This window comes from Psychrobacter sp. Ps2 (assembly GCF_022129405.1).
Taxonomy (GTDB): Bacteria; Pseudomonadota; Gammaproteobacteria; order Pseudomonadales; family Moraxellaceae; genus Psychrobacter.
Map to the genome: position 1 here is coordinate 39,035 of NZ_JADQAM010000024.1, position 19,797 is coordinate 58,831.

At 44.5% G+C, this 19,797-nt stretch carries 14 protein-coding genes and 2 tRNA genes; 10 read left to right on the forward strand and 6 right to left on the reverse strand.

Annotated features, from left to right (window positions below; genetic code table 11):
- The first annotated feature begins 99 nt into the window (after positions 1 to 99).
- Positions 100 to 1,140, forward strand: coding sequence for a DUF3025 domain-containing protein (locus tag I3254_RS01065; protein ID WP_238050555.1), 1,041 nt, complete (start codon positions 100 to 102; stop codon positions 1,138 to 1,140).
- Positions 1,141 to 1,436: 296 nt separating this feature from the next.
- Complete coding sequence (locus I3254_RS01070) at positions 1,437 to 4,274, forward strand: aconitate hydratase (RefSeq protein WP_238050556.1); 2,838 nt, start codon at positions 1,437 to 1,439, stop codon at positions 4,272 to 4,274.
- 98 nt (positions 4,275 to 4,372) lie between these two features.
- Here I3254_RS01070 and I3254_RS01075 read toward each other — a convergent pair whose 3' ends face one another.
- The 5 genes from I3254_RS01075 to gltX all read right to left on the reverse strand — a co-directional run bounded on the left by I3254_RS01075 (position 4,373) and on the right by gltX (position 7,791).
- Positions 4,373 to 5,026: a LysE family translocator gene (locus I3254_RS01075; RefSeq protein WP_160021476.1), complete on the reverse strand. Its 654-nt coding sequence runs from the start codon at positions 5,024 to 5,026 to the stop codon at positions 4,373 to 4,375.
- A gap of 292 nt (positions 5,027 to 5,318) precedes the next feature.
- A tRNA-Glu gene (locus tag I3254_RS01080) sits at positions 5,319 to 5,394 on the reverse strand.
- A 148-nt stretch (positions 5,395 to 5,542) separates the two neighbouring features.
- Positions 5,543 to 5,618 (reverse strand) — tRNA-Ala (locus I3254_RS01085).
- 122 nt (positions 5,619 to 5,740) lie between these two features.
- Positions 5,741 to 6,106, reverse strand: coding sequence for a hypothetical protein (locus tag I3254_RS01090; protein WP_238050557.1), 366 nt, complete (start codon positions 6,104 to 6,106; stop codon positions 5,741 to 5,743).
- 158 nt (positions 6,107 to 6,264) lie between these two features.
- The gene (gene gltX / locus I3254_RS01095; protein WP_238050594.1) at positions 6,265 to 7,791 is read right to left on the reverse strand and encodes a glutamate--tRNA ligase; all 1,527 of its coding nucleotides are present in this window, start codon (positions 7,789 to 7,791) and stop codon (positions 6,265 to 6,267) included.
- A 397-nt stretch (positions 7,792 to 8,188) separates the two neighbouring features.
- Between gltX and rsmH the strand changes: the two genes are divergently transcribed.
- The 8 genes from rsmH (at position 8,189) to I3254_RS01135 (ending at position 18,504) form a co-directional block, all read left to right on the forward strand.
- Complete coding sequence (rsmH, locus tag I3254_RS01100) at positions 8,189 to 9,190, forward strand: 16S rRNA (cytosine(1402)-N(4))-methyltransferase RsmH (RefSeq protein ID WP_238050596.1); 1,002 nt, start codon at positions 8,189 to 8,191, stop codon at positions 9,188 to 9,190.
- A gap of 429 nt (positions 9,191 to 9,619) precedes the next feature.
- The gene (locus I3254_RS01105) at positions 9,620 to 10,102 is read left to right on the forward strand and encodes a cell division protein FtsL (protein ID WP_238050558.1); all 483 of its coding nucleotides are present in this window, start codon (positions 9,620 to 9,622) and stop codon (positions 10,100 to 10,102) included.
- A complete protein-coding gene (locus I3254_RS01110; RefSeq protein ID WP_057762051.1) occupies positions 10,099 to 12,189 on the forward strand; it encodes a penicillin-binding protein 2 in 2,091 nt (696 codons plus the stop codon). Before I3254_RS01105 ends, I3254_RS01110 begins: the two co-directional genes overlap by 4 nt.
- 66 nt (positions 12,190 to 12,255) lie before the next feature.
- On the forward strand, positions 12,256 to 13,959 hold the full coding sequence (locus tag I3254_RS01115; RefSeq protein WP_238050559.1) for a UDP-N-acetylmuramoyl-L-alanyl-D-glutamate--2,6-diaminopimelate ligase: 1,704 nt from the start codon (positions 12,256 to 12,258) through the stop codon (positions 13,957 to 13,959).
- Between the two features lie 82 nt (positions 13,960 to 14,041).
- On the forward strand, positions 14,042 to 15,490 hold the full coding sequence (murF, locus tag I3254_RS01120; protein ID WP_238050560.1) for a UDP-N-acetylmuramoyl-tripeptide--D-alanyl-D-alanine ligase: 1,449 nt from the start codon (positions 14,042 to 14,044) through the stop codon (positions 15,488 to 15,490).
- Positions 15,491 to 15,493: 3 nt separating this feature from the next.
- On the forward strand, positions 15,494 to 16,612 hold the full coding sequence (mraY, locus tag I3254_RS01125; RefSeq protein ID WP_238050561.1) for a phospho-N-acetylmuramoyl-pentapeptide-transferase: 1,119 nt from the start codon (positions 15,494 to 15,496) through the stop codon (positions 16,610 to 16,612).
- Between the two features lie 139 nt (positions 16,613 to 16,751).
- Positions 16,752 to 17,699 carry a putative RNA methyltransferase gene (locus I3254_RS01130; protein WP_238050562.1) on the forward strand — a complete coding sequence of 316 codons (948 nt, stop codon included), beginning with the start codon at positions 16,752 to 16,754 and terminating at the stop codon, positions 17,697 to 17,699.
- A gap of 433 nt (positions 17,700 to 18,132) precedes the next feature.
- Positions 18,133 to 18,504: a hypothetical protein gene (locus I3254_RS01135; RefSeq protein WP_238050563.1), complete on the forward strand. Its 372-nt coding sequence runs from the start codon at positions 18,133 to 18,135 to the stop codon at positions 18,502 to 18,504.
- Positions 18,505 to 18,598: 94 nt separating this feature from the next.
- Here I3254_RS01135 and I3254_RS01140 read toward each other — a convergent pair whose 3' ends face one another.
- Positions 18,599 to 19,318: a hypothetical protein gene (locus I3254_RS01140; RefSeq protein WP_238050564.1), complete on the reverse strand. Its 720-nt coding sequence runs from the start codon at positions 19,316 to 19,318 to the stop codon at positions 18,599 to 18,601.
- Positions 19,319 to 19,797: the final 479 nt, after the last annotated feature.

The window sequence follows — 19,797 nt, forward strand, 5'->3', positions numbered from 1 at the left end:
AAGTCCTTTCGAGCGGCGTATCTAGCAGTAAAAAAGCGCACCATGATACCATAGACCGTCCATACGTCTAATAGAGATAGCCCGTAAGAGAGAGCTTCTATGCCTGCCAATGATTTACCCGCCACACTTAACTCTGATACTCATACTAAGCAGCTGCCGGTAGTAGAAGGTCAGCTTGATAACAGCTTTGCTGATATTGATTGGCAAGCACCATGGTTGTCACATATCGTTCAACTACATTACCTCAGCAACAGCATTGAGCATCTTAGTAGGCCAAGTCAGCAGAATAGCTTAAGTGAATCGGATAGTTTAGATGAGCACGATATAAATGCTTCTGACATCAATACGCCTGACACGATTGCCAAAGTCTTAAAAACGGCGATGATGCAGCAGGCTGAACATCTGCAACAGCCGTTACGACATACTAAACCTGCTCATGATCACAAATCTCAGACGCTACAGTTCGTCTCTCAAAATTCATTGCCTGAAGGGGAAGCCTATGAGCATTTCATCGGCACAACTGGCAATATCCCGACGCGTGATAATTTGCATGACTTGTTTAATGGCAGTATTTGGCTGACCTTTCCGAAGACTAAAGCTATGCTCAATTACTACCATATGCTAGAAATCGCAAAGCAGGGTATTAGTGAGCGTCGAGGGCGTGTGCGCGACACTATTACTGTCTTTGATGAGAATGGCGCAGTGCTAGTGACTTTTGATGCTAATATCGGTAAAGCATTAATTGATTTTGACTGGCAGGCAAGTTTGGTGAAACCGCGTGCTAAATGGGACAACCCAACTCAGCCTGATAACAGCGCTCAAGCCGCAGTTTATATCTTTGGCCATGCATTGCTTGAGCAGTTGGTACACCCACGCAAACCTCTATGCGCTCACAGCATTGTCATTCACGTTGCACAAGAATTCTTTACCTTATCATTAGCTGAACGTATGCGCTATTTGGATGACAAAGTTGCCGAATACATGGATACATTATTATCAAATGATGACGTCAAACCGCGCCAGCTTGCGCCGTTACCGATTTTAGGGGTGCCGCATTTTTGGGCAGAAAATGCAGATACTGGCTTTTATGAAGACAGCTACGTGTTCCGCAGTGGACGACGTAAAAAAGACAAAAAGTAAATAGAAAGATATTGCTTAAGAATAGCTCGCTAAACCGTTGTTACGTTTACGATTGTGCCACGATTCGACAACGTCTAGACGTTAACAAAGCCTTGTATGTTTGTTATGGTAAAAGGGAGTTTCTGTTAATCACTACAGATACGATTATCTCTTTTGTTAACACGGACTCATATCAGACAGTTTTGCGAAACTGCGATATTGATTCAAGACAGATCAATCATTTATTGAGCCACCAGTCATACATAAACTTATAATAATTTATGTTCAGGATTTATAACAACGATAAGGAAGCTATCATGAGTGATATTTTTGATGTAAAAGACACCCTTTCGGTTGCTGGCAAGGAACATGCCTACTACAGCCTGCCGAAGCTGACCGAAACTTATGAACATATCAAGACACTACCATTTTGTATGAAAGTGGTACTAGAAAACCTATTGCGTAACGAAGACGGCGGCCAGTCGGTTGGCAAAAACCATATCGAAGCGGTTGCCAACTGGGATGCAGGGGCTGAGGCGTCAAAAGAAATCGCCTTTATGCCAGCGCGTGTGGTATTACAGGATTTCACTGGTGTACCTTCAGTAGTCGATTTGGCTGCGATGCGTGATGCAGTGGTCGAGCTTGGCGGTAAGGCTGAGCAGATCAATCCGTTTATCCCTAGTGAGCTGGTCGTCGACCACTCTGTACAGGTTGATGCTTATGGCCGCGAAGATGCGCTAGATTTGAATGAGAAGATTGAATTTAAGCGTAATAATGAGCGCTATGAATTTTTGCATTGGGGCAAGCAAGCCTTTGAAAACTTCGTCGTGGTACCACCAGCGACAGGTATCGTGCATCAGGTTAACCTTGAATATCTAGCCCGTGTCGTGATGGCAGCAGACGTCGATGGCGAGCTGACAGCTTATCCAGATACAGTGTTTGGTACAGATAGCCATACTACGATGATTAATGGTATTGGCGTGCTTGGTTGGGGTGTGGGCGGTATCGAAGCTGAAGCCGCGATGTTAGGCCAACCGTCTTCGATGCTGATTCCACAAGTGGTCGGCTTTGAGCTAAAAGGCAAGCTAACCGAAGGCGTCACGGCGACCGATTTGGTACTACGTGTCGTTGAGATGTTGCGTGCACATGGCGTAGTGGGCAAGTTTGTCGAGTTTTATGGCGAAGGCTTACACAGTATGCCGCTAGCGGATCGCGCCACCATTGCCAACATGTCACCAGAGTATGGGGCGACTTGCGGTATTTTCCCAATTGACCAAATGGCGATTGATTATCTGCGTCTATCAGGTCGCGAAGAAGCGCAGATTGAACTGGTCGAAAAATATGCTAAAGCGCAAGGTTTATGGCACGATGCCGATACGCCAGCGGCGACTTATTCGAGCAAGCTAGAGCTCGATCTGTCGTCAGTACAGCCCGCATTAGCAGGGCCAAACTTGCCACAGCAGCGTATCAATCTGTCTGATATGCATGAGAAGTTTGGCGAAACGCTAGAAAAAATGACCAAAGATCGCAAGTCAGAAGTCGAAGGCAAAGTACGCTTTGACCAAGAAGGCGGCGAGCAAGAGCAAGCGGAACACTTGGCGGCTGAGCCGAATATCGAAGTTGATACTAGTGATGATAATGCAGGTTATGCGCCAGCAAACAATGTCTTCTCAAATGTCAGCATCAATGACAAACAACACAAGTTACGAGACGGGTCGGTAGTTATTGCTGCTATTACTTCTTGTACCAATACTTCCAATCCAGCAGTAATGATTGGTGCAGGTCTAGTGGCCAAAAAAGCTGCTGCCAAAGGTCTTAAAGCCAAGCCTTGGGTTAAGACATCGCTTGCACCGGGTTCTAAAGTGGTCACCGACTATCTTGAGAAAACTCATCTGATGGATGAGCTAGAAAAAACGGGCTTCTATTTAGTCGGTTATGGGTGTACCACGTGTATCGGTAACTCAGGGCCATTATCAGAAGAGATCGAAAAAGGCATTGAAGAAAACGACTTAGTCGCAGCAGCGGTACTGTCTGGTAACCGTAACTTTGAAGGTCGTATTCACTCGCATGTCAAAGCCAGTTATTTAGCATCACCACCGTTGGTCGTTGCTTATGCGCTAGCAGGTACAGTCGATATCGATCTGACGACTCATCCACTAGGCCAAGACCAAGATGGCAACGATGTATTCTTAAAAGACATCTGGCCAACTTCAGAAGAAATTAACGAGTTAATTGCCAACAATATCGATGCTGATATGTTCCGCAAAAACTATGGCGAAGTATTTGACGGTAGTGCAGCGTGGAACGCAATTAGTTCAGCGGATAGCCAATTGTATCCATGGGATGAAGGGTCAACGTACATCAAAAACCCACCGTTCTTTGATGGTATGACCATGGAGCCAGAAGGTATCCCTGATATCGAAGGCGCGCGTATCCTAGGTCTGTTCGGTGATTCAATCACCACCGATCATATCTCACCAGCAGGTAATATCGATCCAGACTCACCAGCAGGTAAGTACTTGCAAGAGCGCGGTGTGATGGAAGCAGACTTCAATAGCTATGGTTCACGCCGTGGTAATGATGCAGTCATGACTCGTGGTACCTTTGCCAACATCCGTATCAAAAACACGATGATGGGCGGTAAAGAAGGTGGCTATACTTATTACTTCAAAGATGACAGCGCTACGTTACAAGATGGCGAAGAAATGCCTATCTATAACGCAGCGATGAAGTATAAAGAAGATAAGCGTCCGTTAGTGGTATTGGGCGGGGCAGAGTATGGTTCTGGTTCGAGCCGTGATTGGGCAGCTAAAGGTACCATCCTGCTAGGCGTAAAAGCAGTTTTAACCAGCTCGTTTGAACGTATTCACCGTTCAAACCTAGTCGGTATGGGTGTGCTGCCATTGACGTTTAAAGATGGTCAAAATGCAGAAACCTACAAACTAGATGGTTCTGAAGTGCTGAGCATCACGGGTCTAGATAATGGTGAGAGTAAAACAGCCACGGTTACGGCTACACGTGCTGATGGTTCGGCAGAAACCTTTGAGGTAAATGTTGGTCTACAAACGCCAAAAGAGCGCGAATATGTGCGTCATGGCGGCGTATTGCACTATGTACTACGTCAATTGGCTGCTGAGAGCAAAGAAGCTGGCTAGTAATTAGTTAAGCTTTATATGACAAAAAGCCCAACCTCCTTTAAAGTAGGGGATTGGGCTTTTTTATGGAAGACGTTTTTTCTTCTTGTTACTTTACTCTACGCTTTTTCAGTCAACAGCTTAATTCCTAGCCCCATAAATACGACACCACTTATTTTATTCATCATGGATTCAATTTTTGGATTCTCTCTTAGTTTTTTGCTGAACTTTGACGCCAGCAGCGCCAAACACAAGCACCATATAAAACCTGTGGTGGCAAAAGTCAGTCCCAACATCAAAAATGACAGCATGCCATAAGCATAACTAGCGTCGATAAACTGCGGGAAGAACGCCAAGAAAAATAAAGCGACTTTTGGATTAAAAGTATTGGTCAACACACCTTGCTTATATATTTGCCAACCATCTACAGCCTTTCGGCTAGTCACGTTCTGATCTTTGGACAAATTGTTTGCTATCGAGCTCGAGTTTTTGCTCAGTAGCATTTTTAGACCCAAATAGCACAAGTAAGCCGCACCGATATATTTGACGATCATAAACGCCGTAGGGGAGTTGGCAAGTAACACGGACAACCCTAGCGCCGCCAATAAAGTATGTACCAAAATACCCGAAGTAATGCCAAGAACAGAATAAAACCCTGCTGTTTGTCCTTGTGAAATACTACGGGTGATGATGTACATGCTATCCGTACCTGGCGTTAGGTTTAACAAAATAGCCGCCAAGATAAACCCCAGATAATTCTCGATACCAAACATCGCAATCACTTCCCTTTAATCACGCCAAGCCCCATCATTTATAGTATGTGGCTGCACTTTATAAATATGCTTATCAGGTCGATATTAACGAGTATTAGATAGGTTGGCAATAGTGCTATCAACAGTAAGCTAGCAGCGATTAATAATAAGCTAACGACAATAGAATAGAGGATGTTGAGAAATGACAGACATAAAAAAGCCCAGTCACCATATGATGACTGGGCTTTTTTATTGTTCGCTTATTAGTCTAATCTGATGCTAAGCAAAAGTGCTAATAAGTGACGCCGAATAGTGGCGTCCCCAGGGGGATTCGAACCCCCGTTACCGCCGTGAAAGGGCGGTGTCCTAGGCCTCTAGACGATGGGGACGCATAGAATGTTATAACCAGTGGTTACAACGGTACTTCACAATATCAGATAGCTTAGTGAATAAGCATTGCCTAGGTGCTGATATCGTCCTACTAGCGAGTATTTATTATTACGTTTCAGTAATACTGAGCGTTGCTATAAATAAGTATGGTGGAGCTAAACGGAGTCGAACCGTTGACCCCTTGCATGCCATGCAAGTGCTCTACCAACTGAGCTATAGCCCCTCGCTAAGAGTGTGCGTATTTTATGTAAGAGCGGCAGTCTTGTCAACCACTATTTTAAAAATAATTCATAAATATGCGAAAAAAAGTGATTTAGCCTGTTTTAAAGGCTCAACAAGCCCAAATTAGCGTGGATTTTGCTTAAGTGCGATCTCTTTTAGGGCTTTATCGGTATAAAACTCTTCTTCGCTGCCATCAGAAAAAATAATCGCACAGCATTCAGTTGGCATATATTGACCGCCTTTTTCTCGGATTGTTCTGATACTTTTGACGCCAATGATGTCATATTCGCCCAATTTATCTAGATTATGCTTGGTGTAACTACAGTAAGTGTTGTATATCCATTTTAAGTCTTCGAAGTCTTGGCCCTTGGTCAGGGTCAAAGTTGCATCAAACAGCTCCTTTACGATGGCATCATAATATTTCTGTGCTTCTTTTAGGGTATTAAAGACATAATCTTTGCTTTCTATCGTGACGGTTTTGGCAGCCATGTTTATTTCCAACTAAAATATTGAGTAAGAGGTTTTTATATTCTGAGAGTAGTAGTACTTATTAACAACGAAAAAAGGGTCAGAGATGGCCTGACCCTTTTACATTCGACAAGTTTAGCTAATTAACTGTTTAGCAGATAAGTTATTCAGCTTCTGAACTATTCAGCAGCAGCTAAGAAATCTGGCAGTTCTGCCGCTTGTTTCTCAAGTTTTTTCAGTTTCTTTTTGCCAAGGCCGCCTAATACATCAACGGCATGACGCAAGCGAGTCAGAGTCATGTCAGCACCGATAATCGCCATAGAGTTCATGACTGGCGTCGATGAGGTGCTACCAGCGATAGCGATAAAGAACGGCGCCATAAAGTCACGCATCTTAATATCCAGATGAGCAGCAAGGCCTTTTAGCGTGGCATAGATGTTTTCTTCTGACCACGTTGGCAGGACTTCTAACTGCCAAAGCGCTAATTGCAGCATCTCGATAATTTGCTCAGGGGTGAGTGATTTATGAGTAAAGCTTTCAGCATTGATGTCAGGTAGGTTTTGGAAGTAGAAACCACCCCAATTAACCGCATCAGATAATAGCTCGATACGTGGCTGAATCGCCGCTGCGATAGCGGTTAGTTTGTCACTGTTACTGGCCCATTCAAGGATTTTATTCTTTAATTCTTCAGGGCTAAGCGCACGTAGCCATTCTGCATTGAGCCAGTTTAGCTTTTCGATATCGAAGATAGGGCCACCAAGCGACACACGCTGAATATCAAAGCTGGCAATCATTTCTTCTAGCGTAAACTGCTCAGCATCATTGGGCATTGAGTAGCCCATACGACCGAGATAGTTTAACAATGCTTCAGGTAGCACGCCTGCATCACGATAGTAGGTGATAGAGGTTGGGTTTTTACGTTTAGACAGTTTTGACTTATCTGGGTTACGCAGTAGCGGCATGTGGCAAAGCGTTGGCATTTCCCAACCAAAATAATCATAAAGCAGTTGATGCTTAGGCGCAGAGTTCAGCCACTCTTCACCGCGCATCACATGGGTGATTTCCATCAAATGGTCATCGACGACGTTGGCTAAATGATACGTTGGCATGCCGTCTGTTTTTAGCAGTACTTGCATATCGACTTGAGTCCAAGGGAACTCAACGGTGCCACGTAGCATGTCTTGTACCTGACAAGTGCCTTCGGCCGGTACGCGCATACGAATCACGTGCGGTTTGCCCTCGCTTACCAATTGCTCGGTGGTTTCTGGTGCAAGGTGAGCACAGCGACCATCATAACGAGGGGTCTCGCCATTGGCCATTTGCTCAGCACGCATGGTATCTAGCTCTTCACTGGTACAGAAACAGCGAAACGCATGGTCTTTTTCTATGAGTATCTCGGCGTGTTTGGTATAAATGTCGCTACGCTCGCTCTGACGATAAGGGGCGTGTGGACCACCGATATCTGGACCCTCGCTCCAATCTAGACCAACCCAGCGTAAGGCGTCCAAAATCATTTGTTCTGATTGCTCAGTCGAGCGAGTCTGATCAGTGTCTTCGATACGTAAGATGAATTCGCCACCGTGCGCTTTGGCAAAAGCCAAGTTAAACAGGGCAATATAGGCAGTACCTACGTGTGGGAAGCCAGTTGGCGATGGGGCGATACGCGTACGTACAGGGCGCGTGCTGTCAGTAGAGGTTTGCATGATAAAAGTCTCAAAGTTTGCTATCGATATAAGCTATTAGTATAAATAGCGATGAAAGATATGAAGTCGATGTTAAGAAATAGCGTAAAATATAGCGCTAGTATAACAGAGACATGTGATATTTTTAATGAAAAGCCCTTCTAGTGCTTGACTACAGGTGTATCCTTGCGATAATAATGCTAAGCAAGTCATAACTTGTTTATTTTCATCTAATTACTGGCCAGTATGGTCGTCATCTATTGAGTTGTTTGTGTCCCTATCAAAGTCTAAGCCAAAATCGAAAGCCAGTCCTTCTGCCGCCGCTGATCTCTCTGCGTCAGTGTCTAATCCTTCTGCTGTAAAGGATGCGTCTACGCAAGATGTCGATCTGGATGTTACTCACGCCCGTCATGAGGGCGATATCACGTCTGATGAATTAAGTTTTGTCCATGATGCGGTGCTGCTGCAAGAGACTGTCGCAGCAGTACTGGGTGTAAAATCCTTGCCTAAGCAAAAAGAAGGCGACCAAAATAGCTTAAATATAAGTGGTATCTATGTTGATGCGACCTTTGGCCGTGGCGGCCATAGCCGACTGCTATTAAGTCAACTCGCAGATGACGCCACACTGATTGTCTTTGACAAAGATCCGACAGCCATCAGCGTGGCGCAAGAGCTGGCAAGCAAAGACAGCCGTGTGCGTGTGGTGCATGATAGTTTTGCGACGTTGACCGACAGTCTGGCTGCTATGGGCATCACTGAAGTTGATGGGTTAATGGCGGATTTGGGTATTTCATCACCGCAGATTGATGATGGTAGTCGTGGCTTTAGCTTTATGCGTGATGGGGCAGTAGACATGCGTATGGACACCAGTCGTGGCCAGTCAGTTGCCGAATGGCTTGAGAAAGTCGATGATGAAACGTTGGCCAATGTGCTTTATGAGTTTGGCGAAGAGCGTCATAGTCGCCGTATTGCCCGCGCTATCAAACAAATGGAGAGCTACGAGTCTACACTTGAGCTGGCAGAAGTCATCAAGGTAGCGCATCCCAACTGGCAGCGCGGCAAACATCCAGCCACACAAAGCTTTCAGGCCATGCGTATTTTTATTAACAATGAGCTGGGCGATGTTGACGATTTTTTAGCGCAAAGTATTCCTATCTTAAAATCAGGCGGGCAGCTTGCGGTCATTAGCTTTCACTCATTAGAAGATCGCCGTATCAAGCAGTTTTTGCAGCGACATAGCAAAGGGCAATATCCAGAAGACGAAAACCTGCCAATGCCGCCGAATCGTCCGCGCTATTTTAGCAAGCCAAAACGTGTTGGCCCAAGCAAAGCTGAGACGAGTCAAAACCCGCGTGCGCGCAGTGCATGGTTGCGTATGGCAACTCGCACCGACACAGCTTATGAGCAGACAACAAAATTATAGAACAACATGATGCCACAAGTCATAGTCGAATAAGATTGGTGAGTTGTCAAAGATTGCTAATGTTTGTCTAAATGATGCGCAAATGTCCTAATGGCTACGCCACTGTTAAAAATCTGTAAATATTGTCTGTTAGGCTCAGCAGTTGATTTTTATCTGCATGATAGTTGCACGGATTTATATGTAGTATAGCCATACAATGTGTTTGGTTGTGGTATGGCATATTGATAGCCATGAGTTGTGATGACTTGTGGCGCCTAAATATATTAGCTATTGGATATGTTTTTTACATTCGTTTTTTTAAGTTTAGTTTGTACATTTATAAGTGTCTTTGGTTTTATATTTATCGATGGTATGACCGAATAATGACACGTTCATCTTTCGCAATCCGTTATCTACTCTATCGTTTACGTTCACCTTTTTGAGATCGTCATGGCAATATCTGACAAACCTGCGAATCGCCGCACTGCTACACCTTATAATACCGATGTCGGCGAGCTGTTCGTGCGCCGGTTTAATGTGGTGAGCATTTATGTAATCGTGCTATTGCTATTGGCAGCCACGATTGTATGGAGTGGTATCAAAACTGCCGAAGAAGTTCAGCAATATCATCAGGACTACAAAACTTTGCAAGACATGAAAAAACAAGAACGTAAGCTACAAGTAGAGCATCAGCGTCTATTAATTGAGCAACAAACCTTTAGCGCCACGCCGCAGATTGCCAGTCGAGCGGTTGCTGAATTGGGTATGTATTCGCCAACATTAAAGGATAAGCTGATTATCCAACCTGGCGTCGCAACTGCATTGGTGCCAGTGGTTACAGAAGACTCAGATGAGGATGCATCTGACGTCATCGGGCCACGTGTCTCTACCGATATTTCTCCTGAAGAACCAGCGACGGAGGCAGGACAATGAGTGAGAAAAAGCCTAAATCCACCGCAAAAAACACCAGCAAAAAACCAGCCAGCGGCAAGGTAACCAAACCTCTCCGCCGAGCCAGTGCGGCTAAATCTGGTCAGACGAGCAGCAAGCCCGATAAAGCTGCAAGCAATCGTAAGGCAAAATTGTTTGGACGCATCAAAAAAAGCGACACCCAAGGCGCTTATACCAGTGTAAAAAATCGCAAAAGTAAAATGGTTTTTTCGAGCAAAGCGTCAGGTGCTTCTGCTCTTGGTGGTTTCGAACAAGACAAAAACCGTTTTCGTATGGTTTGGGGTCTAGCGCTAGTTATATTAGCACTACTGATTAGCCGCGCCTATTATATTCAGGTTGCCAACGCACAGTTCTATCAAGACAAAGGCAATGAGCTTATTACCAGTGAACGCACCCAAAAATCTTATCGCGGTATGATTACCGACCGTAATAATCTACCGCTTGCAGTCAGTGCGCCGCTCGCGACAGTTTCGTTTAGTCCACATGATTATTCTCGTGAATATTACGAGCTAAAGCGCATTATCATCACCAATCCTAGCAGTCCACAATTACAAGCGCGTATGCAAAAGCGTCTAGATAATATGGACCTGACAAAGCTAGCCGCTGCTGCCAATATCTCGGTCGATGAGTTGAAAAAAGTCACTGCTATTGATGACAGTATTGATGTGACCGATGAGAAAGCGGTAAAAGCTGCTTTACCATCTGGTGCGGGCTCACACTATTTGCCACTGCTTAATAAGGTCACACCTGAGATTGCCCAAAGCGTCAGCTCACTTGATTTCCCAGGCGTCTACGAAAAGAATTTCTTTCAGCGTTATTATCCACAGCCACAGTCCAATGCACAGCTACTGGGCTTTATGGGTCAAAATGCCAAAGATCCTGAAGGCGGTTACGAAGGCCGTGCTGGTATTGAGCGTCAGTATGAAAAAGATCTGGCGGGTGATGATGGGAAAGTTTTGGTTCTAAAAGATGCTAAACAAAACAGCCTAAAAGAAATCAAACAAATCGAGCCAGAAGTACCTGGCAAAGATGTGGCATTAACGATTGATTCGCGTTTACAGTATTTGCTGTATAAAGAGCTAGAAAAGGCTGGGCGTTTGCAAAAAGCACGCTGGTCAACGGGTATGATCGTTGATGTGCAGACTGGTGAAGTGTTGGCATTATCAACATGGCCGTCGTTTAACTCAAACAACCTTAATGAGATGACGGGTGAAAACCAGCGTAACCGCGCATTGTTAGATGTGTTTGAGCCAGGTTCGGTAATGAAACCGTTTACCGTGGCGGCAGCGCTAGACTCGGGCAAATATACGCCAACGACTTTGATTGATACCAATCCTGGTTCGATTCGCGTACGTGGCTATACCATTCGAGATCATAATAATTTGGGCATGATTAACATGGCCACGCTATTACAGAAATCTAGTAACGTTGCCTCGACCAAGATTGCGCTATCACTGCCAGCCGATGCTATTAGTAATATGCAACGACAGTTTGGCTTTGGCTCAAAAACACCTTTGCAATTCCCAGGTGAGGGCAGTGGTTTAATCGTCACGCCAAAAGAAAAAGAAACCTCGCGTCGTGCGACGGTTAGTTATGGTTATGGTCTACAAGTGACATTGGCACAGGTTGCACAGGCGTATTCAGCCCTAGCAGCAGGTGGAGTCATGCATCCATTAACTTTAATTAAAGATGACAAGTCGCAGCCAAGCAAACGTATTATGGCGCATGAGCAGGCAATGTCGATTGTACAGATGCTTGAGAGCGTGACTGAGCCTGGTGGTACGGCGAAAGCCGCTGCCATTGACGGATATCGCGTGGCAGGTAAGACGGGTACGTCACGACGTATCAATCCAGATGGTGGCTATTATACCGATCAGTATCGTAACGTCTTTGCTGGCATGGCACCTGCATCTAATCCAAAGCTGGTAGGCGTGATGCTTATCGAAGATCCGCGCGGTCAGATTTATGCTGGTCTAACGGTCGCCCCTGTCTTCCACAATGTGATGAAAGAAGCATTGCGATTGTATAATGTGCCTTTGGATAAGCCACTAAAAACGGAAGCGCAGTAAGCGTTCAATTATTTTAAATGTCCAGTTCTACTGAGCTGACACGTTTTAACTGTTTAGGATTTATCTATGACTATATCATCGCTAGATAGCGCTACTGTTACTTTACAACAGCTTATAGATGCCAATAAAAGCCAGCCGCAAAAACTGGCTGAGCAGCTTACAGCGATGATAGCAGCATCGATTCAGGAAGAATCCAATCAGGTAGGTTCAGATCAATCCCAGTCTATTGCCCATATTCAGTTTCAACAGTTTCGCTTAGACAATCGCCAGTTGGAAGCGAATGACGTATTTGTCCTTTTAAAAAGTCAAACAGCCAATTCTGAAAAAAGTCGCGACTATTTACTGCAAGCCGCTGAACAAGCCGCGTTTATTCTCTCAGAGATTGACCCTAGTATTTTGCTTAGCGAAGCAACAAATCTCTCAAATACCAGTAGTGAACCGCAGACGGATAGTATGCAGCAACTAGCAGCATTGCCGTGCCCTGTCTTATACGTTCCTAACATTCGCGACTTTTTGGGTAGCTTAATTCAAGCGCGCCTGCAATATCAGCAGCCAGTGACTCTACCGACCGTGGTTGCGGTGACTGGTACGAATGGTAAAACAACCATCAGTCAATTAGTGGCACAGCTTACCCAGTTGATGGGTCAGAGTAGCGCAGTGATGGGTACGGCAGGTAATGGTCGACTTGGCGCTCTAGTACAAGCAAGTCATACCACGGGCGATGCTTTAGCTGTCCAGCAATTCCTATATCAAATGGGAACAGAAAAGGCTGAGATATTGGCATTAGAGGCCAGCTCTCACGGGTTGGACCAGCAACGTCTACAAGGTATGCCAGTCACTGTGGCGATTTATACCAATTTGAGTCGTGACCATTTAGACTATCATGCCGATATGGCAGAATATGCCGCTGCCAAAGCCAAGCTGTTTGATAAAGCTCATTTCCCAGATTTGACCCATGCCATTATCAACATCGATGATGAGCACGCTCAGGTTATGTTAGATATGGCAAATGCCAGCGGTTTGACGGTATGGACATACAGTTTGGATTCATCAAAAGCGGCTACTTTTGTTGCCGCTGATATCATACCAAGTCTGCAAGGCGTCAAAATAAAACTGCGTATTGAGTTTGGTAATGAGAGAACTGACAACATGGAGATTGTCAGTCCATTATTAGGTCGCTTCAATGTAGCCAATTTGCTCGCAGCGATAGCAGCTGTCGTAGCACTCGATGTTGACTTAGCCATGAATATTGAGCGTATTGCGCCTGCTGTTGCACAGTTGCAAGGTGCGGTTGGGCGTATGCAGCGTGTACCGTCAAATGATGGCTGCTTTATCGTTGATTATGCGCATACTCCAGACGCTCTAAGCCAAGTGCTAGCAAGTTTAAAAACCCACTGTAAAGGTCAGCTATGGGCAGTATTTGGTTGCGGCGGAGATCGCGATGCAGGCAAGCGACCGTTGATGGCGCAAGCAGGTCTGGCATGTGCTGATCAAGTTGTTTTGACTGCGGATAATCCACGTACCGAAGACCCAAATGTAATTTTGCAAGATATGCAGGCTGGTATGACAGCTGAGCAATATCAACGAACCCATATTGAACCTGCCCGCCAAACCGCTATTGAGTATGCAGTTAGTCACTCAGGTGTAGATGATATCGTTGTCATCGCAGGCAAAGGTCACGAAACCTATCAAGAGATTAATAACGTCCGCTATGATTTCGATGACAGTGTTGTTTTGCAGCAGGCATTGAATCAGACGGGACGTGTGTAATTGGTTGGCTCGCGTTACATGCATTAGTAAAAATTGATCATTAAATATAAAAATTAAGTAGTCATCATATAAGGTAATCATTATGACAGCCGACACCGATAATACTGCCCAATCGCAAGGACTCTATGTCTGGCAAATGGACAATCTGCTCGCAGCGACCACGTCGCTCGATGGGCATTGGCAACTACCACAAGGCCATGCAGCAGAGCAGACTGCTTTAGCCAGTAAGCGGATAGCCACTGATACTCGTACGATAAAGCCAGGCGATATATTTTTGGCGCTAAGCGGCGATAATTTCGATGGTCACGATTATATCGAGACAGCGATACCAAAAGGCGCTGTTGCCGCTGTCGTCTCGCGTCCTATTTCGTTGTCCGGCCCAAATGCTATTCCGCAATTGGTGGTCAGCGATACCCGTTTGGCGCTAGGTCAATTGGCAGCGTATCGTCGTCAGCAGCATACAGATTTAACCGTGATTGCTATTACGGGTTCTAGCGGCAAGACCACTTGCAAAGAAATGCTAGGCAGTATTTTTGGTAGATTGGCACCGACCTTAATCACTCGTGGTAACCTCAATAACGATTTGGGTGTACCAATGATGCTGCTTGAGCTATCAGATCATCATCGCTATGCTATTTTAGAGTTGGGTGCAAACCATATTGGCGAGATTGCTTATACGACTGAAATCGTTCAGCCTGACGTGGCCTGTATCTTAAACATCGGTACAGCGCATTTGGGTGAATTTGGTAGCCGTGAAGGTATCTGCCAAACCAAAGCAGAGATTTACCATACGTTGACGGACGCGCAGTTTGCGATTGTTCCTGATAAGGATGATTTTACCAATCAGCTACGCCGTATCGCTGAAAAGCACACCTCACATGTGATTGGCTTTGGTAATACAGATGTCAGCGCAAGCCATCTAGACGTAGAGCCTGAGCGTAGCGAATTTAAGCTACATATCGGTAACCAAGTCCATGATATCAACTTGCCATTGGCAGGTGAGCACAATGTCAATAATGCCTTGGCTGCTGCTGCCTGTGCGCATGCGCTAAATATTGAAGTAAGTGACATTGTGATTGGACTCGAAAACGCACGTCCTGCTAAAGGTCGTCTAAATAGCCAGATACTTGGTATGCATCGTCTCATTGATGATACTTATAATGCCAATCCTCATTCGGTACGTGCCGCCGCCAAAGTATTGGCCGCGCAAACCGGTACGCAAGTTATGGTACTGGGCGATATCGGTGAGTTAGGCGAGGCGGCCATCAGTGAGCATCAAAGCTTGGGACGTACTATTGCGACCACAGGTATCAACGTGCTGCTTTGTGTTGGCGAATATGCCCCTTATACCGTTGCGGGTGCGCAAGAGGTCTCTGATATCAGTGCGCATGCCTTTGCTGACAAAGAAGGTTTATTACAGTATTTACAGCCGTATTTGCAAGCGCAACAAGCTAAGCCTTGTACTGTGTTGTTCAAAGGCTCTCGTTCCATGGGAATGGAAACACTTATTCATGCGCTAGTAGAGGAGTAGGCGGTGTTAGTTTGGTTGTTCGGCTGGCTTGGCCAGTATTATACGCCGTTTTCTGCGGTTTCTTCGTTGACGCTACGAGCATTGCTTGCCGTTGTTACCGCCCTTGTATTTAGCATGATGTTTGGTGGCCGTGTCATTCGGCACTTGCGTTCGCTCAAATATGGTCAGGCCATTCGTAATGATGGGCCTCAATCGCATTTGGCCAAGACTGGTACGCCAACCATGGGCGGGGTATTGATCCTAAGTGCGATTGGTATATCGACGCTACTATGGGCACGACTAAACAATCCTTATGTTTGGATTTTGCTCGTGGTTATGGTTATCTTTGGTGCCGTCGGTTGGGCTGATGATTGGCTAAAAATTAAGTACAAAGATCCAAAAGGCTTAATCGCGCGCAAAAAGTATTTTTGGCTGTCTATGGGGGCACTGTTTGTCGGTGTGTCTTTATATTATATCGCCACGCTACAACCCGATATCAACACCACGCGTGAGATGCAGGATCTGCTATTGCCAGTATTCAAAGACTGGATGATTCCATTTTCAGTAGTGCCATTTGGTATTGGCTTCATCATCTTTACTTACTTTGTGATTAATGGTGCTTCTAACGCAGTCAATCTAACCGATGGTTTGGATGGTTTGGCGATTTTGCCAGTCGTTCTCGTCGCTGCAGGTTTGGGCGCGATGGCCTATGTATCAGGCGATGTACGCTTTGCTGATTACTTACATGTGCCTTATATTCCTTACAACTCCGAAGTCATCATCGTCTGTGGCTCAATGGTCGGAGCAGGTCTTGGTTTCTTATGGTTCAACGCGCATCCAGCACAAGTATTTATGGGTGATGTTGGCGCGCTAGCATTGGGTGCAATGCTAGGTACTATCGCCGTGATGACCCGTCAAGAGATTGCCTTTGCGATTATGGGTGGTTTGTTTGTCGCAGAAGCGCTATCAGTGATGTTGCAAGTTGGCTCGTACAAACTACGCAAAAAACGCGTCTTCCGTATGGCACCGCTGCATCATCATTTTGAGGAAATTGGCTGGAAAGAAACGCAAGTGGTGGCAAGATTTTGGATTATTGCCATTATCCTTGTCATCCTCGGGTTAATGACGCTAAAGCTGCGTTAAGCTATAGCAGTCGAATATCTATATAGATATTAATTTGCAAAACTCTAAAAAGCCGTTTCAATCGTGATTGAGACGGCTTTTTGTCGCTCATGACCCATGAATTTTGTTAAAATACGAAGCATATTGCTATCACTTTGAGATGCCCGTGTCGTTATTTATTTGTCCACTTTGTCAGTCACCACTACAGCCTGCCGTAGATACTTGGCGCTGTGATGGTAGTTTGCACCCTAAGCAAACTTCACATCCCTTTGATGTGGCGCGTCAAGGCTATGTCAACTTACTACCAGTACAACAAAAAAAGTCCAAAGCACCTGGGGATAGCCAAGAATCTATCGATGCGCGTAAGCGGTTTTTGAATCATGGACACTATGCACCGCTCCAAGAGTTAATTAGCCAAAAAATGATAGAATTGCTGTCTAACGATGAGTTAATAGATAAGCAAGATAGCAAGACGGTCAATTGGCTTGATATTGGCTGCGGTGAAGGCTACTACACGCAGGCAATGGCACAAATGGGATCGGATGTTATAGACACGCTGATAGCCGCTGACATCAGTAAGCCTGCAGTGGTTGAGCTGGCCAAAGTCAGTAAAATAGCAGGTCGTCTATGGTATCAGCCGCGCAAAGAAGATACTGCCAAGACGACAGCAGTCTATCCATTAGTGACCAGTGCTGCACATCTACCATTACGCCCGCATAGTATGACGGGTATTAGTAGTATTTTTAGCCCTATTTTGCCCGAGGCGTTTGATAATGTATTGATGGATGGCGGCTATCTGATTATTGCCAAACCTGATGTCGGGCACTTGGCAACGATGCGTGATGCGCTGTTTGATGATGTGCGTGAGCATGATTCTGATAAATTTTTGCAAGAATTGGCACCGTATTTTACGTTGGTTGAGACCTGCTGTGTCAGTACAGAGCTGACGTTATCCGCAGAGGATTTGGCTGATTTGATGACGATGACACCTTACGCTTACCGTGCCCGCAGCGAAAAAAGGCAAGCACTATTGGCTGCCGTAGAAACAGCAGCATTTAGCACAGAGGCAAAGTTTGTGGTTTATATTTTGCAGAAAACGTCTGTTTAGCACATTTAGAGCATAGCAGTCTGGAGTATTGCTATGTTCGCTTTAAACATTAGCCATTAACTTCTAATGAGTTAGGTTTTTCGAATAGCAGAAAGGTCGATATAGAGAGTTTAGCTTAACCGCCTCCGTATTTGCATTCTTCAACAATCAGCCAGACATTCGCGTTTTTATAAATATCCTGTTTACGATGCTTACTGATAAAGCGTAAATACGCTGTCATTTAACCAAACATTACGCCAACACCTAACATGCCTTTAATCGCGCATGCCCTCGTAACAATCGCAACCTTTCTTCAAGTTTCATAAATCTACTTAATACTATAATCATTTATCATTCTCTTTGTCGATAGAGTAAAGCTTTATCACGATAGTTCATTTAACACTAAGTGAATTATCTATAACTACTCTAAATATGAATTCAAAGGAATAAAATGATGAAAAAGATACTAGTTAGCTCGATTCTAGCCGTTACTGCTTGTTTGTCGATGGTTGGTCAGGCCAATGCCGCGCCTAATTTTGATAAGCATCATACAGCTCAGGTACAGCATCAAAAACACAGCAGCAATAAAGAGAGTAATAACTATAAGCATGCCAAAGTTAAGGCAGCAAAATCACATTACAAAGCGAATGTAGTGGCTGCTAAACATAAAGCAATAGCCAAAAATGCTCATGCTAAAAACAGCAATACTAAAAACAGCCACGACAAAAACAATCATGATAAAAACAACCATGATAAAAACAACCATGATAAAAACAACCATGATAAAAACAACCATGATAAAAACAACCATGACCGTCGCTCATAAAAATACGATCCTACCATCCAAAAATAGCGCCTTAATTAGGCGCTATTTTTTTGTTCTTATATGACACTATTGAGCGTTACTAGTTGAGCAAATGCTACTGACTGATAAATGTCATTGATTTAGATGTACCGCTTTTATTAGGCTGAATGAGTGTGACTTTGCTACTCAAAACATCGCCTTTGGCATTGATTTTATAGCATTCTGACGACGTACCTGCAGCATCAGAAGTCAAAAGCAGATTGCCTGAGGTTTCTATACAGAGCCACGCCGTGTTATTTGTATCTTGTGTGAGCGACCAGTCCTGCTTATAGGTGGCGGTTTTCTGACCCATACTGCTGTCAGCATATACGTTTTCAGTGATGAGCTGATTTGAGTCGCCCACCGTAGCTATCTTAGGGATACTTGTCGTTTGGTTAGCGATTGAATACTCACCCGTACTATCCGTAAAACCATGGAACACCAATGGGTTTAGCGTAAAGTAATTGATAGCGACGGACTGATCCGTAATCTGCTGATTCACTGTGTTGATTGTGCTGACTTCTGCGCCTTGTACCATTTTATTATTAAAACGCATGCTGCCTTTAGGGGTTATTTGAATATCTGCGGCTACGCTTTGTCCGCCGACAGTAGCGACCAATTTTTCACTACGTTGTTTGGTATAGATATTGAGTAAGGCAGTCTCAACTGGGTATTGAGTGATTACGTTAGCAGAGTTGTTATTTTGATTGGTATTACCTGTTGCCATGCCGCCCATGCCAGTAGCGCAAGCACTCAATCCGAGTCCTGCTACGATACACATTCCTAGTGTTTTCATCGTTGTATCCTTTAGTTTATTTAAATAAATACTACCGATATTTACTATAATCCAATTTTTGGACAATGGCATCTGCCGAGTATCAGAGACCCTATTGTGATTACATTTTTGTACGATATAGCAATATTGACTAGCATTGATACAAAACTAGATTGAGCATCACAGAAAAATTCAACGCCTTTCTGTATAAAGGTTTAATGATAAAAACAAGCTGATAATAAAACGAATCGTAATAGAATATCTACTCATTTTATGAGTCACTCTCATTCCATGGTACGAATTTTTTAGTTTGGTCAATCAATGTGTTGTTCGATTAGATATATAGTTATTAGACTCATACAACACACGGAATTAAGGCTAAACAGAAGTATTTCAGACAGCAGTAGAAGATGAGTATAGACTGAAAGTCTTACTGTTAAAAAGTATAAAAAATATCTAAAGAAGGGTAGAACAAGATAGAAAAACTGAGGTTTTGCTTA

Bases quoted from the DNA above. Each gene is read 5' to 3' on its own strand.
- I3254_RS01065 (WP_238050555.1), top strand. From the start codon at position 100: ATGCCTGCCAATGATTTACCCGCCACACTTAACTCTGATACTCATACT.
- I3254_RS01070 (WP_238050556.1), top strand. From the start codon at position 1,437: ATGAGTGATATTTTTGATGTAAAAGACACCCTTTCGGTTGCTGGCAAG.
- I3254_RS01075 (WP_160021476.1), bottom strand. From the start codon at position 5,026: ATGTTTGGTATCGAGAATTATCTGGGGTTTATCTTGGCGGCTATTTTG.
- I3254_RS01090 (WP_238050557.1), bottom strand. From the start codon at position 6,106: ATGGCTGCCAAAACCGTCACGATAGAAAGCAAAGATTATGTCTTTAAT.
- I3254_RS01105 (WP_238050558.1), top strand. From the start codon at position 9,620: ATGGCAATATCTGACAAACCTGCGAATCGCCGCACTGCTACACCTTAT.
- I3254_RS01110 (WP_057762051.1), top strand. From the start codon at position 10,099: ATGAGTGAGAAAAAGCCTAAATCCACCGCAAAAAACACCAGCAAAAAA.
- I3254_RS01115 (WP_238050559.1), top strand. From the start codon at position 12,256: ATGACTATATCATCGCTAGATAGCGCTACTGTTACTTTACAACAGCTT.
- murF (WP_238050560.1), top strand. From the start codon at position 14,042: ATGACAGCCGACACCGATAATACTGCCCAATCGCAAGGACTCTATGTC.
- I3254_RS01130 (WP_238050562.1), top strand. From the start codon at position 16,752: ATGCCCGTGTCGTTATTTATTTGTCCACTTTGTCAGTCACCACTACAG.
- I3254_RS01135 (WP_238050563.1), top strand. From the start codon at position 18,133: ATGAAAAAGATACTAGTTAGCTCGATTCTAGCCGTTACTGCTTGTTTG.
- I3254_RS01140 (WP_238050564.1), bottom strand. From the start codon at position 19,318: ATGAAAACACTAGGAATGTGTATCGTAGCAGGACTCGGATTGAGTGCT.